The organism is Christensenellaceae bacterium 44-20 (assembly GCA_041223705.1).
Taxonomy (GTDB): Bacteria; Bacillota; Clostridia; order Christensenellales; family Christensenellaceae; genus QANA01.
Genome location: JBCLQU010000001.1, coordinates 1,074,488 through 1,088,916, shown reverse-complemented (window position 1 = coordinate 1,088,916; position 14,429 = coordinate 1,074,488). Strand labels below are relative to the sequence as shown.

Annotated in this window: 8 protein-coding genes; 4 read left to right on the top strand and 4 right to left on the bottom strand. The window is 55.4% G+C overall.

All coding sequences use genetic code 11. The features are described from left to right. Positions 1-275 precede the first annotated feature (275 nt). The 3 genes from AALG83_05675 to AALG83_05665 all read left to right on the top strand — a co-directional run bounded on the left by AALG83_05675 (position 276) and on the right by AALG83_05665 (position 4,819). Positions 276-1,508, top strand: coding sequence for a dihydrolipoamide acetyltransferase family protein (locus tag AALG83_05675; GenBank protein ID MEY8382644.1), 1,233 nt, complete (start codon positions 276-278; stop codon positions 1,506-1,508). A 46-nt stretch (positions 1,509-1,554) separates the two neighbouring features. After that, entirely contained in the window at positions 1,555-4,023 is a 2,469-nt protein-coding gene (locus tag AALG83_05670; protein MEY8382643.1) for a thiamine pyrophosphate-dependent enzyme, read from the top strand. Between the two features lie 439 nt (positions 4,024-4,462). Next, entirely contained in the window at positions 4,463-4,819 is a 357-nt protein-coding gene (locus AALG83_05665) for a hypothetical protein (GenBank protein ID MEY8382642.1), read from the top strand. Positions 4,820-4,877: 58 nt separating this feature from the next. Here AALG83_05665 and AALG83_05660 read toward each other — a convergent pair whose 3' ends face one another. Genes AALG83_05660 through rmuC form a run of 4 tightly spaced genes read right to left on the bottom strand, consistent with a single transcriptional unit; the run spans position 4,878 to position 9,011 of the window. After that, positions 4,878-5,375: an AAA family ATPase gene (locus AALG83_05660; protein ID MEY8382641.1), complete on the bottom strand. Its 498-nt coding sequence runs from the start codon at positions 5,373-5,375 to the stop codon at positions 4,878-4,880. Between the two features lie 39 nt (positions 5,376-5,414). Then, complete coding sequence (locus AALG83_05655) at positions 5,415-6,506, bottom strand: hypothetical protein (GenBank protein MEY8382640.1); 1,092 nt, start codon at positions 6,504-6,506, stop codon at positions 5,415-5,417. 50 nt (positions 6,507-6,556) lie between these two features. Further along, positions 6,557-7,783: a class I SAM-dependent rRNA methyltransferase gene (locus AALG83_05650; protein MEY8382639.1), complete on the bottom strand. Its 1,227-nt coding sequence runs from the start codon at positions 7,781-7,783 to the stop codon at positions 6,557-6,559. Further along, a complete protein-coding gene (gene rmuC / locus AALG83_05645; protein MEY8382638.1) occupies positions 7,773-9,011 on the bottom strand; it encodes a DNA recombination protein RmuC in 1,239 nt (412 codons plus the stop codon). The genes AALG83_05650 and rmuC overlap by 11 nt, the downstream gene beginning before the upstream one ends. 692 nt (positions 9,012-9,703) lie before the next feature. Here rmuC and AALG83_05640 point away from each other — a divergent pair. Continuing rightward, positions 9,704-14,257, top strand: coding sequence for a DUF5979 domain-containing protein (locus AALG83_05640; protein ID MEY8382637.1), 4,554 nt, complete (start codon positions 9,704-9,706; stop codon positions 14,255-14,257). Positions 14,258-14,429: the final 172 nt, after the last annotated feature.

Here is a 14,429-nt window from a genome sequence, read left to right as displayed (position 1 = left end):
CCGTATGCTATCGGCATACATCCAGCTATAATGGTAGAATAATTGCGGCGGTTTGTCAATAATCGGAAGCGAATTTGAAAGTCTTTGGGAAAAATGAAAAAAAGCCTGCGCTACATTGACATTTCGGGGGGCAGGCGATACAATAAAATTGTTACAAATATGTGTTGTTTGCGGCGGGAGCAGGGAAAAGTCCGTCGTTTTCCTGCGCTTCATGCGGCAGCAATATCATTTAATACTGTTTCAAATTTGCGCCAAGACGCATTTTAGGAGGTAACATGGCAAACGTTGTGATTATGCCGAAAGTTGGCATTACAGTAACGGATTGTATCCTGACGACCTGGTATAAGAAAGTCGGCGATACGGTTGAGAAGGGCGAGCCGCTGTTCTCTTACGAGACGGATAAGGCTTCCATCGATGAAGAGTCGGAATTCTCCGGCACGATTCTGGATCTGTTCTATGAAGAAGGCGATGTCGTCGAGTGCCTGGCAGACGTATGCGTCATTGGCGAGCCCGGCGAGAAATATGAGCGCCCGGCAGGCGCAGCTCCGGCAGCAGCGCCCGAAGCGCCGGCGGCAGAGGCGGCTCCCGCTCCTGCGGCAGCTCCAGCAGCGGCAGCAGCGCCTAAGGCAGAGGCAAACGGCGCGCCCATCTCCCCCAGAGCAAAAACTTTTGCAAAGCAGCTGGGCGTGGAGACGGACGGCATTGCGCCCACCGGCCCCGAGGGCAGAGTGATCGCAAGAGACGTCATCGCGGCGGCAGAAGCGGGCACGGCCAAGAAGGCGGAAGCGCCTGCGGCAGCTGTGGCAGAGGCGCCGAAATCCGGCGGATATACGGACAAGAAGCAGAGCAACGTCCGCAAAGTCATTGCTCGGGCGATGTCCACCTCGCTTTCCACCATCCCGCAGCTCACGCTCAACACCAGCTTCGATGCGACGGCCGTTCTGGCGCTGCGCAAGAAGTTCAAAGAGTGCACCTTCACGGATGAGTTCGCAGGCATCACGCTCAACGATATGATGATCCACGCGGTCTCCAAAGTTCTGCCGGCTTTCCCCGAGCTGAACGCACACCTGCTGGATGATACCCTGCGCGTGTTCGACGACGTCAACATCGGCTGCGCGGTGGATACGGACAGAGGCCTGCTGGTTCCCGCGGTTGTCGCGGCAGACAAGATGAGCCTGCTGGAAGTTTCCCAGAACCTCAAGACGGTTGTCGCCGCTGCAAAGCAGGGCAATATCAACCCGGATCTTTTAAACTGCGGCACGTTCACGGTCAGCAACCTGGGCAGCTTCGGCATCGAGAGCTTCACGCCTGTGATCAACCCGCCGCAGACGGGCATTCTGGGCGTAGACGGCATCACCTACCGCATGAAGAAGAACGGCGAGACATACCCGGCAATGGGCCTTTCCCTGACCTTCGACCACAGAGCCATCGACGGCGCTCCTGCGGCGCACTTCCTCAAAGCACTCGTGAACTATCTCGAGAACTTTGATATGATGCAGATGAAATAATTTCGCCAAGCGAAATTGCGATATTTTAAAGAGAGGTAAAAGTAAAATGCCAAAGTGTTTGTATACTGACCCGAACGAGCTTCGGGCTCCTGGAAAGATTCATTTCGAGGACATTGAAGTCAACCAGTATAACAAGACCATCGAAGATGAGAAAGCAAACTTCAGCAAAGAAGATTTCATGCGCATCTACGAGGATATGTTCTCCATCCGCACCTTCGAGCTGATGCTGCTGGATATCAAGCAGAAGGGCATGTATGCGGGCGTCAACTACACCTATCCCGGCCCGGCGCACCTTGCCATCGGCCAGGAAGCCGCGGCAGTCGGCGAAGCATACTACCTGGATGCAAACGATTTTGTGTTCGGCAGCCACAGAAGCCACCACGAGATCATCGCAAAGGCGTTCTCGGCCATCCACAAGCTCTCGGACGATGAGCTGAAGAGCATCATGGAAGGCTACATGGGCGGCGCGCTTTATCAGAAAGTCAGCGAGAAGCTCCAGGGCGCAGACATGAAGGAGACGGCAAAGAACTTCTTCCTGTATGGCGCAATGGCAGAGATTTTCGCGCGTGAAGTCGGTTTCCTGCGCGGCCTGGGCGGCTCCATGCACGCCGCATTCCAGCCGTTCGGCATCTACCCGAACAACGCTATCGTCGGCGGCTCCTCCTGCGTTGCGGCAGGCGCTGCCCTTTATAAGAAAGTCAACCAGAAGCCGGGCGTTGCTGTTGCAAACCTGGGCGACGGTTCGCTTGGCTGCGGCCCTGTTTGGGAAGGCATGAACTTCGCGGCGATGGATCAGTACCGCCAGCTCTGGGAAGAGCCGTATAACAAGGGCGGCCTCCCGGTTATCTTCAACTTCTCCACCAACTCCTACGGCATGGGCGGCAAGACCACCGGCGAGACCATGGGCTACAACATGATTGCCCGTTTCGCTGCCGGCGTCTCCCCGACGCAGCTGCACGTCGAGCGTGTTGACGGCTTCAACGTCATGGCCGTGATTGATGCTTACAGAAGAAAACTGCCCTTGGCCAAGGAAGACGGCCCGGTCATGCTGGATATCGTTACCTACCGTTTCAGCGGCCACTCCCCGTCCGACGTCAACGCATACCGCAGCACGGAGGAAATCGAGGCTTGGCAGGCACAGGATGCGATCCCCGCATTCGCAAAGAGCCTGATCGAAGCTGGCGTCTGCACGCAGGAAGAGATCGAAGCGCTGGAGAAGAAGATCATTGAGCGCAACGAGAATGCGTTCAAGCTTGCCGCTGATAAGGAAGAGACTCCCTATTACGATCTGGATAAGAACCCGCAGCTCATCGAGGATCTCATGTTCTCCAACCAGTATGTTGAGAAGATGGAAGATCGCCCGGCAGAGATGCTGACGGCAAGAGAGGATAACGATCGCGTTAAGCAGCTGAAAAACAGAGCGAGATACGCTTACGACGAGAACGGCAAAGAGATTCCCAAGATCAAGACCTATACCATCCGCGACGGTCTGTTCGAGGCAATGCTGGATAAGTTCTACACGGATCCGACGCTGGTCATGTACGGCGAGGATGTGGCATACTGGGGCGGCGCTTTCGCTGTTACCAGAAACATGGTGGATTCGGTTCCGCGCCACAGACTGTTCAACTCCCCGATTTCCGAGTCCGCAATCGTGGGCACGGCAGTTGGCTACGGCATGTGCGGCGGCCGCGCCATCGTCGAGCTGATGTACGGCGACTTCCTGGGCCGCTGCGGCGACGAAGTCTTCAACCAGCTGGCGAAATGGCAGGCAATGTCCGGCGGCCTTCTGAAGATGCCGGTTGTCCTGCGCATCTCGGTTGGCTCCAAGTACGGCGCACAGCACTCCCAGGAGTGGACCTCCATGTGCGCGCAGGTTCCTGGCCTGAAGGTCGTCTACCCGGTTACGCCTTACGACGCGAAGGGCATGATGAACACCGCCCTGGCTGGAACGGACCCGGTCGTCTTCTTCGAGAGCCAGAAGATCTACGATATGCCTGAAAAATTCGTCAAAGAGGGCGTTCCGGAAGGCTACTACGAAGTTCCCTTCGGCGAGCCGGTTGTCAGAAGAGCAGGCGACGACGTCACGATCTTAACCCTTGGGCCGGCGCTCTACAGCGCGCTGGATGCTGCGAAGACGCTGGAAGGTTACGGCGTATCCGCAGAGGTTATCGATATGAGAAGCGTCGTTCCCTTCAACTATGAGATGGTCGCGAAATCCGTCGAGAAGACGGGCCGCGTCATTCTGGTCAGCGAGGCCTGCGAGAGAGGCAGCATCATGCACGATATCGCAAACAACCTCTCCCAGCTCTGCTTCGACTATCTGGATGCCGCTCCGTTCGTTCTGGGCTGCCAGAACTGGATTACGCCTTCCGCAGAGTACGACAAGTACTTCTTCGTCGGCGCAAGCGACATCGTGGATGCGATCCACGAGAAACTCCTGCCCCTGCCTGGCCACGAGCCGGCAAGAACCTTCCGCAAAGCGGAGCTCATCCGCAAAGCGAAGAAGGGTGTCTAAGGGCATCTTGAGAAAAACAAAAAGCTGTGAGCAATCGCTCACAGCTTTTTTGTTGCGTTTTGGTGAAGAACATGGGGAAAAGCAAAATAAAATGGCAGGAAGCTTTTTAGGCTTCTGCCATAAATAGAACAGATTTATTTTTCTGACGCTGTAGGAATTGGGCCGTACTCCTTTTCATATTCGGTTACTCGTTTCTTCAAATATTGCTCAATCTCTTTATTTGCAGATCGGCCTTCCGATTCAGCAATATACCGAAACTTCTGAAAAACCAGGCGATCGACTCTTAATGTGTATCTCAACAATTTATCGTCCATTTTCTATTCCTTTATAATATCATAATGTCATTATGGCTCAATTATAGTGGAATTATTGCGCCAAAACGAAAATGGTGGTATTATAACATTAAAATGACGCATATTTATATGAAGGAATGGGAGAAATGAAGGTTGCTATCGTGGGATCGCGCAGCTTGAGCGTGGAAGATTTATCGCCGTATTTACCAAAGGAAACGTCGGAAATTGTCTCGGGAGGAGCAAGGGGGGTGGATACTTGTGCCAGAAATTTTGCACGGGAAAATAATCTAAAGCTGAAAGAGTTTCTGCCCGAATATGCGAGATACGGCAAAAGCGCGCCGCTCAAAAGAAACCTGCAAATCATCGATTATGCGGATCTGGTGATCGCTTTTTGGGATGGGAGCTCGAGGGGGACGAGATATGTGATTGAACATTGCAAAAAGAGGGGAAAGAAGGTAGCGGTCTATCAAATGGGGCGAAAAAACGAAAGTTTCCGGCAATAAAAAAGACAGGCGCTCTACTCTCTGCGTCTGCCTTTTTTATTGCCGGCATAGGGAATATTTACTTCAATTCGGCTAACTCCTGCGCAGCTTTCTCCGCGCTTTTTGCCGAGACGTCTATCTTCCGCACTTCCAGCTTGTCGTAAAGCGGCAGCCGGGCAAGGCTTCGCTCTAAAACATCCGGCTGGCGCAATCCGGTATCAATATCCTTTTGCAGCCGCCGGCGCAAAGCGTCTTCTGAGCAGACCAGAGCCGCGGCATGCACTGCGCAGTTTCCCAAATCCAGCCGGGAGAGAAGCTCGTCCAAAATGGCCTGCTCGTGCATGACCCAGCAGAAGATGATATGCTCAAAGGCTGAGCAATGCAGGAAGCTGTTCAGCAAAAAGCAGATGTTTTGCATGACCATCTCTTTGGTTTCATCCGTTACCTGGAAAGGGTGCATATCCCAGCACCAGTCGCCGTCCAAAAATACACTATGGGCAAGTTTTCTTTTTAAGGCCTGGCAGACGGTGGTTTTGCCAACGCCCATCGTCCCGGCGACCAAATAGAGCTGCTTCATTTTTCTCCTAATCTGAACATGGGCACGCCCGTTTGCTTTTTATTCTGCCAGCGCCCGGCTCACATGTACGATGAAATCTTGCACGTTGGTTACGATGGTCTTTACCGAGAGACTGCCGCGGTCCCGCAGTTTGTTGACGGCGAATTCCGAGATATCCACCGAGTAGAAATAGCAGGGGCGCACCTTGCCGTCCCGCACCCGGAAGGAGGGCGTCATATTTCCCGTGGCGACGGTATGCAGGGTGGAGGCCATGCAGATGACGGTGGTCGCCTGGCGCACCAGGCTGCGCATGGCATCCTGCGCGGCATAGACATCCGCGTAAACCTCGGGCAGCGGGCCGTCGTCGCGGATCGAGCCGGCCAGGACGTAGGGAACTTCATTTTTGACGCATTCATAGAGGATGCCGTCTGCCGCATGGCCGGCCTGGATAAAGGCCGGAATAGAGCCGCAGGCGCGGACTTTGTTGATGGTATCGATATGGTTATAATGGCCGTTGAAGTGGGATTTTTGCGTATAAATATTTTGCCCCAAGGCGGTATTGAGGTAGCTGGCCTCCAAATCGTGCGTGGCCAGGGCGTTGCCCGCCATCAGCCCCTGGACATACCCTGCGCGGATGAGCGCGGCGAAGGCGCTGCGGGAATCGGCATCGAAGGAGCAGGCTGGGCCCATGACCCAGAGGATATTGCCGCCGCCTGCGCGTTCCTGCCGCAGAAGGGCATAGAGCTCGTCGTAGTCCCTGGAATAGGCGGTTTCACGGGAGCGGCCCTGCCGGAAGGAAAAGGTTTCGGCCAGCTCGTCTTCCTGCTGGAAGCCATCGGCGTGGACGAAAATCCCTTGGGAGGCATCCTCCGTGCGCCCCAAAACCACAAGATCGCCCTTTTTGAGGTTGCGGAACTCCACGGCATCCATGCGGCCGCCGCCCCGGTAGACCGAGACGCAGTCCATCCGGCTTTCCTCGGCCAAAATCCATGCGCCGTCTATCTTGAAATATTCCGGGTAGATGCTGGTGGCGTGATAGCCTTCTGGGGCGACTTTATCCATGGGCGCGGGAGCGAGAGCGGCATCCGGAGCCCCGGCAAAGCGCGGAAGGGTGAAATCGGGTGCGGTGTAGGCGGGAAACTGAAACGACATAAAACCTCCTTGAGAAAAGACGATGTTGGCGCGATGGAGCGCGATGCTTTTTAGCAAACCTGAAACAGATAGAACTTGAGATAATTGGTCTCGGGCATGCCCCAGAGGATGGGGTGATCCGGCCCCTGCTGGCGCATCTCGATTTGGCGCAGGCTGACGCTGGCATCCGCCGCGGCATGGCGCAGCATTTTCTGGAACATCTCGTCCGAAGCGAAATGCGAGCAGGAGCAGGTCGCCAGATACCCGCCCCGGGGCAGGATGCGCATGGCCCGGCTGTTGATCTCCCGGTAGCCGCCCATGGCACTAAGCATAGTTTTGCGGCTTTTGGTAAAGGCCGGGGGATCCAGAATGATGAAGTCGTATTTGGCGTGCTCGGCCTCCAGGCGGGGTAGCAGATCGAACACGTTTTCTGTGATAAAATCCATCCTTTGGGCGAGGCCGCTCCCCTCGGCATTTTTGCGCGCCATCTCGATGGCCGCCGCGCTGACGTCTACCGCCGTAACATGCTCTGCGCCGCCCTTTGCCGCGTTCAGCGCAAACGAGCCGGTATGCGTGAAGCAGTCCAGCACGCGCTTGCCTTTGGCCAGCTTGGCCACGGCCAGGCGGTTATACTTTTGATCCAGGAAATAGCCGGTTTTCTGGCCATTCTCGAAATCCACCAGATAGCGGATGCCGTTTTCCACGATGGTCGTCTGGGTCACACCGGGATTGGGCGCATCCGGCAAGGCGAACCAGCCTTTGCCCTGCTCCAGCCCCTCCAGCTCCCGGATGGCCACGTCGTTGCGCTCGAAAATGCCCCGCAGAGGGATGCCGTCTGCGCGCAGCATCTCAAAAAGCATGGGAAAGAGCAGGGGCTTGAGCCGCTCCATGCCGATGGAGAGCGTCTGCGTAACCAGCACATCCCCGAAGAGATCCACTGTCAGGCCGGGGAAGTGATCCGCCTCGCCGAAGATGACCCGGCAGCAGGAAATATCCTCCCGCATGACGGTTTTGCGGTATTCCCAGGCATGGGAAAGCCGGCGCCGCCAAAAAGCTTCATCGAATTTATCGTTGGCGTTGCGGGAGATCAGACGGATGCGGATTTTGGATTGCCGGCTGTAAAGCCCGGTTCCCAGGTATTTGCCTTTCTCGCTTACGGCGTCTACCAGCGCGCCGTTTTCCGGCTCATCCGAGAGCGAGAGCACTTCTGCCTCGTAAACCCAGCTATGGCCGGAGGCCAGGCTGGCTTCGCCCTTTTTGGTAATGGTTGCCCGAGGGTATCCTCTATCAATCTTCATGGTATTCTTCCTTTTCTTCTAATACAAATTCTTCGCCCAAAAGCGCCTGGGCTTCGTAGATATCCGCTTCGGCCACGGCGCGGAGCTTTTGCTGGATACTGCGGGAATTGCCTGCCGCGCGCTCGAGATTATTTGCCGCGGCATGGATGCTCCTGCGCGTGCTCTCCAGATTGGCAGAGAAACTGCCGAAGGATTTTTTGACGGCCGAGAGCAGCTTCAAAATCTCGCCCGACTGCTGCTCGATGGCCAGCGTCTGGAAACCGACTTGCAGGCTGTTGAGCAGGGCGGCCAGCGTCGAAGGGCCGCAAAGCAGGATTTTTTCATCCCGCTGAAGCGTATAGAGCAGATCTTCCGCGGCCAGCATGGCATAGAGCCCCTCGGAGGGAACGAAGAGAATGGCAAAATCCGTCGTATGGGGCGGGGAGATGTATTTTTTGCGGATGCTGCGCGCCTCCTCCAGTACCGCCCGGATCAGGCCGCTTTTGGCGGCGGCGATATCGGCGGCGTCTCCGCTCTCCTCGGAAAGCAGAACCGAAGTATACCGATCCATGGGAAATTTGGAATCGATGGGCAGATAGACCATGCTGCCCTTGCCCGGAAGCTTGATGGCAAAATCTACCCGGGACTGCGTTCCCGGGATGGTCATCTGCTCCTCGAATTGGCTGGGGGCGAGAATATCGCGCATGAGCGAAGAGAGCTGAACTTCCCCCCACGTCCCCCGGTTTTTGACGCCCGAAAGGATATTGCGCAGATCCGTGATATTGCCGGCGATGGCGCGCATCTCGCCCATGCTCTGGAACACCTGCTCCAGCTGGGTGCTGACCGAGTGAAACGAGGTATCCAGCCCGGCTTTGAGCGTCTCGGAAAGCCGGGTATCCACGGCGGCCTGCATGCGCTCCAGGCTTTTTTGGTTCTCCCCGCGCAGGGCGGCCAGCTGGCGATCCATGGTGGCGCGCATCTCCTCCAGCTGCTGGCCCGTGCTGCTGCCAATGCCCGAAATGGCGGTCATGGAAATCTGGCTGAGGGTTTGGAACTGATGGTTGATCTCCCCGCGCAGAGAGGCATCGGCCGCCGTTTTGCTGTTTTCCAATGCCGCGAGCTTTTGGGAAAGCGCTTGCAGGGAGGCAGAGGTGTTGGAGCGGCGCGCCAGCAGGGCGATGAGCAAAACAAGGCAAAGCGCCGCCAGCGCGCAGGATAGTATGATAAAAATAAGCAAAGTTGACTGCATTCGGCTTCTCCTATCTATGCGCTTATTATAGCATGTTTGCCAAAAGATTTGAAGAAAAGCCGCGGCGAAACCTGAGGGAGGGGAGAGAAGTATTTAACGAAAAAGGAAGAGAAATACTTTTTTTCCAGATACAATAAAAGCAGTAACTTAATACCTGCTTTTTCGCACTATATTGCTGTAGACATTTGAATTTCGATATAGTAAGATGAATTTATAACAATAGGAGCACTAGCACATTTGAAAAATCTACAGAAAAGGAGTTGACGACGGCGTGCTAAAAGCTCATAATTGGACAGACAGACAGACAGACAGACAGACAGACAGACAGACAGACAGACAGACAGACAGACAGACAGACAGACAGACAGAGCGGCTGCCCGTCTTTATGTTGCTTTGGGGAAATTTTAAGGATAAACTGATCTTGCAAAAACGCGTTTGCAGGGGCAGTCTATCCTTTTTATAACAAGCGGAATTGCTTGATAGAAGACGTAGCAAAAGCTGAGCGCGCATAAATATAGAGGGCGCGCAAAAAGCAGAGCGATAAAGAATGGAGGGATCGTGCAATGAAAAGAAGAATTGTAAGCGCATTTCTTTGTATAGCAATGCTATTCCCCATATTTTCTGGAGTAGTATACGCAGAAGGAACGCAAGAGATCGACTGCACGCATGAACATGCGGAGCAGTGTTACGCTTTGGAAGAGAACTGTGTCTTTGAGGGAGAGGAGGAGCAGGCGGAGGAACATATCTGCACAGAGCAGAGCGGCTGCATCATAAAAGTGCTCAGATGCCAGCATGTGCATGATGAAACATGCGGTTATCCGGCGGCTTCCAAACTTCCAGATGCAGAGCCGAGCGCGCCGAGCGAGGATGAGACCCCGGAGGAAGAGGAACTGGGGCCGGCTTTGTTTCAGACGCCCAGAAGCGTTGGCTCGGATGTTTTGCAGAGACATATCGTTACGGACAGAGTCGCTAACCCGGATGGCGTTACCGTCAACCTGTTCGATTACTGGGTGAATACGGAAAAACCCACTGCGCCCCAGGGCGATATTCTGACCAAAAACCATAACCATGGCAGGGAGGATGGCTCCAGCGCCGGGTTTTCCTCGGAGAATGACTGGAACCGCGGCATCAATGCCGGGCATCTGCTGCTTTTCGGCGACGGCGTCATTCATGGCGGCCTTTGGAACAAGGGCGCCGGGGAGAGCACGACGTATGGCAAAAACTATGCCGGCATGGAAGGCATCGTACGGCCGGTGCTTGAGAACAACTACCCTGTGATCAATACGGCGGCCGCGAAAAAGCAGCTGATCGGCGATAAGGATAAGAGAAACTGGGAGACGATCAAAGACTATAAGCTGGCTGGCGATCATGTGGACAATGGCTATACAGGCGGCAATATTCAGAATCTGAGCGATACGCTCATCGGCATCTGGGGAAAAGATCCGCAGAAAGATACCGAGAGTTTGGATTACCTGTTTAACCCGGATATCACGCATCCCAATAAGAGAAGCTATCAGAATATCAAAGGGCTGTTCCAGATAGACGACGATGGCTACTATTACTACAACATGCGGGAGAACTTTGCGGAATTCAGCAATAGAAGAACCGGGGACAGCGACGGCGAGTTTATTCTATACGACGCTCCGGCGACTGTGCGGACGGATGCAGCGGCAAGTGTCGGCAACTTCCTTCCGTTCAACAAAGGCGAAGAGGTCTTCGACGGCGAGGATGCGGATGGCAAGCTGACCAGCAGCGTGCCCTGTTCGCGCAATGCCATGAACCACCATCTTGGCATGACTATCAACCTGGAGTTCCGCCAGCCCATCGGCGGCATGGTCAACATGGGGACGCACAACGCGCCTATGACCTTCGGCTTCTCCGGGGATGACGACGTTTGGGTCTTTATCGACGGCGTACTGGTTCTGGATTTGGGCGGAACCCACAGCGAAATTTACGGCACCATCGATTTCAGCACGGGCGATGTGTATATCGGCCGCGGATTCGATACCAAGGGCATTCCGGAGAACCCAGCGGATCCTGCCAATATGGTAACGCATACGACACTGCGCGATCTCTACCGCGCTGCCGGCCAGGAGGGAGAGGTCAACTGGCGGGGAAACACCTTTGCCAGCAACAGCGACCACACGCTGCAAATGTTCTATCTCGAGCGCGGCAACTATGATTCCAGCATCGCGCTGCGCTTCAACCTTCAGCCGCGGCTGTATCAGCAGATCAAAAAGGTCAACCAATATGGCGAGCCCATCGGAGGCGTCAGCTTCGATCTTTACGCGGCTGAGGCTGTTGCCAAAGACGGAGAAACCGTCTATCAGCCCGTCGGGAATGCCCTGACAACGCTGACCACCGAGGCGGACGGCACCGCGCGCTTCGAGGAATACGAGGCAGACGGAAAGACGCTGCGCCCCTTCGATTTTACGGATCGCTATACGGAGCGGGGCATTCAGCACTATATTTTAAAAGAGACGAACACCCCGCCGGGATATCGTTCCCTGCCGCAGGATATCGTCCTCGAATATAACCCGGAGACGACCATGATGGTAGTGGTCAACCGATGGACGACAGGCGCTTATGCCAGCTTCACTTCTACCATCACAGGCAATAGCCATATCACCTATGGCCTGTTTGATCCCGATACCGGAGATTTGAACCCGACGGATACCTATGTCTCGGCAAGGGCACAGAAGGATGGCCTGGTTGTGGCCATTCCCATGCTCTATCAGCAGTCCACGGGCAAATGGAGGGCGCTTTATGGCAGCAATGTCGACGGCCTGCACGCGGTAGAGCCGGAAAATAGAGAGGTTGTGGCATGGCGCAAGGCGGCGCTCAAGGCTGTGCTGTATCAGTGCGCGGATTCCAGCCCGCAGACGCCCAGCTGGTTCCTGGGATGGAGCGACGAGAATAAGCGTCTGGAAGGGACGCTGTTGGATTTGCCCGGCCGGGCAGATCGCTATCAGCTGAGCAGCAAGGACGCTGATATGAAGATGACTTACGCGATCATCGATGCAAAGGTGTTTACAGATCTGCTGGGTGCGTCAGGAGTGGACGATGAGGCGCAGTATGAGGCGCTGGGCGCATACGTCAGAGCAAAAGTGGCGGCGGGCGCCAGCCTGGATGATGCTATCGCGCAGACTGTGGAAGAGATCTACCGCATACAGGGTGAAAACGGGCGCGGCTTCAGCTTCCTGAACGTCGATCAGTTTAACCGGACGTTCCGCTCCCTCATCTATATCCCAAATGAGCAGAGGGAACTGCGGGTCAAGAAGGTCGATCAGGATGGCAAGAGCGTCAATGGCGCGGAGTTCGGCCTGTATCAGGCGACGGACGGCGCTCTGGCAGCGAAAGGCGTAACCGCCCGGGTGAACGGCGAAGACGGTGTTCTGATCTTCCAGCCGGGGGCGCCCAAAGATGCCAGCGGAAATGTGCAGGCAGGCTATGCGGAAATCGGCTGGGCCAGGAGCGTCTGCGACCGCTATATTTTAAGGGAGATCAATGCGCCGGCAGGGTATTCGGTCAATCATTCGGATATCCCCATCGTCGTGGGCATCTATGGCATCTATGCGGATGCAGGCGCGCCGGATAATGGAATCACCGTCATGGCAGGCGTGGGCAAACTGGCGCAGACCATGGTCAAATATGCTTCGGACGGCGAGGTCAATATTACGCTGCGCGATATTACCGCGTTTGCGCAGACGCAAAAGAGCGGCAACTATCAGGGCCTTGAGGCTTGGGAGGATGTGAAGCTGGAAGGAACCAACGTACAGCGCTCTCTCAACCTGCACTATGGCAAAAATGCCGTGGTGGACTATGGCCTGCACGACGAGGATGGCGGAAAGACCATCTCTCCCTTCTTCGTTACCAATACAGGCTTCCTGCGCACGAGAGTGCAGCAAAACTATCCGGCGCTGACGGGCGAGCTCTACAGCGACGAGGGCAGCGACAACGCCGGCAACCGCGACAACCTGGGCGATACCGAGCTGACCAGCTTGTTTAGCCTGCTCAATATTGTCGTCGTAACGGATCAGACGCAAACAGATACGCATACGGGACAGCTGACCATCAGCAAAAAGGTCCTGGGCAAACCCCAGAGCGAAAAAGACTACACGCGCAATTTCAATTTCACGGTGGAATTAAAGGACGCGGCAGGCAATTCGCTTTCCGGTCAGTATTATTTCTATGGCACGGATAAATCCGGCTATATCAGAAGCGGCGGCCAGCTCCCGCTCCACCATGACGAGAGTATCACCATCCTTGGCCTGCCTGCCGGAACGAGATATACGGTTACAGAAGCGCCGACAGACGGCTGGTACACCATCCCCTCGACGCAGAAAATTTCCGGCACGATTGAGGAAGACGAGACGGAGCTTGCGGCATTTATCAACAGCCGGGAAGACGTGAAAAAGTCGCCGGGGCACCTGGCCATCAGCAAAATCGTTACCGGTGATCTGGGAGATCCGGCAAAGGAGTTCCATTTTACGCTGACGCTGAGGGATGAGAATGGAAACGCCCTGAGTGAGAGCTATTCCTATGCTGGCAGCAAGCAAGGCAAGATCAAGAGCGGGGATATCATTGCTCTAAAACACGGCGAGCGCATCGTGATCGCGAATTTGCCGGCAGGCACGCAGTATATCGTCAGCGAGCTGGAGGCGGATCAGCAGCGGTACGTTACCACGGCGATAGACGAGAATGGCTGGATCGTCTCCAACCAGACGGCCGATGCGGTTTTCGTCAACAGTAAGGGAGCGCCGCCTGTACCCGGGACGGGCAACCTGATCATCGCGAAGGTGGTAACCGGCAATGGCAACACCGAGACAGACTTCCACTTTAAAGTGGAGCTCCGCCAAAAGCTGAGCGGAACCTATGGGGATATCACGTTCCAGGATGGCATCGCGGAGATCACGCTGCGGCACGGGCAATCCAAGACAGCAGTCGGCCTGCCCCAGGGAACCGAATATATCATAACCGAACTGGAGGCAAACCAGGGCGGCTATGAGACCAGCGCCACCAAGGATACCGGGACGATTGCAGACGGCGAGATCAGCATTGCGCTCTTCAATAACCGCGCAAACGAGCAGCCGCCTATCAGCCCGGAGGATCCCTCCAATCCTCCCGGAAAAGAGGAAGTTCCGAAGACGGGGGATGCGGGCGCTTTGTTCGCCTGGGGCATTGGCGCGGCGCTGTGCCTATGTGCCCTTGCGGCGGCAGTATGGCGCAAAAGAAGGCTGAAATAGCCGCGGGAAATAACCAGAAGCAGAGGCCAGCTCATCATAGAGCTGGCCTTTTTGCCCCCTGCAAATTCTGTTTATCATAGGGCCAGTTCATGATATGATAGAGAAAGAGCGGCCCGGGCGTGCGGTTTTGCAGGCCGCGGGCAAAACGTGCTATACTATAAAAAAGGGAAAA

What these genes read in the sequence shown, in the direction of transcription:
- AALG83_05675 (MEY8382644.1), top strand. Translation starts at nt 276, where the DNA reads ATGGCAAACGTTGTGATTATGCCGAAAGTTGGCATTACAGTAACGGAT.
- AALG83_05670 (MEY8382643.1), top strand. Translation starts at nt 1,555, where the DNA reads ATGCCAAAGTGTTTGTATACTGACCCGAACGAGCTTCGGGCTCCTGGA.
- AALG83_05665 (MEY8382642.1), top strand. Translation starts at nt 4,463, where the DNA reads ATGAAGGTTGCTATCGTGGGATCGCGCAGCTTGAGCGTGGAAGATTTA.
- AALG83_05660 (MEY8382641.1), bottom strand. Translation starts at nt 5,375, where the DNA reads ATGAAGCAGCTCTATTTGGTCGCCGGGACGATGGGCGTTGGCAAAACC.
- AALG83_05655 (MEY8382640.1), bottom strand. Translation starts at nt 6,506, where the DNA reads ATGTCGTTTCAGTTTCCCGCCTACACCGCACCCGATTTCACCCTTCCG.
- AALG83_05650 (MEY8382639.1), bottom strand. Translation starts at nt 7,783, where the DNA reads ATGAAGATTGATAGAGGATACCCTCGGGCAACCATTACCAAAAAGGGC.
- rmuC (MEY8382638.1), bottom strand. Translation starts at nt 9,011, where the DNA reads ATGCAGTCAACTTTGCTTATTTTTATCATACTATCCTGCGCGCTGGCG.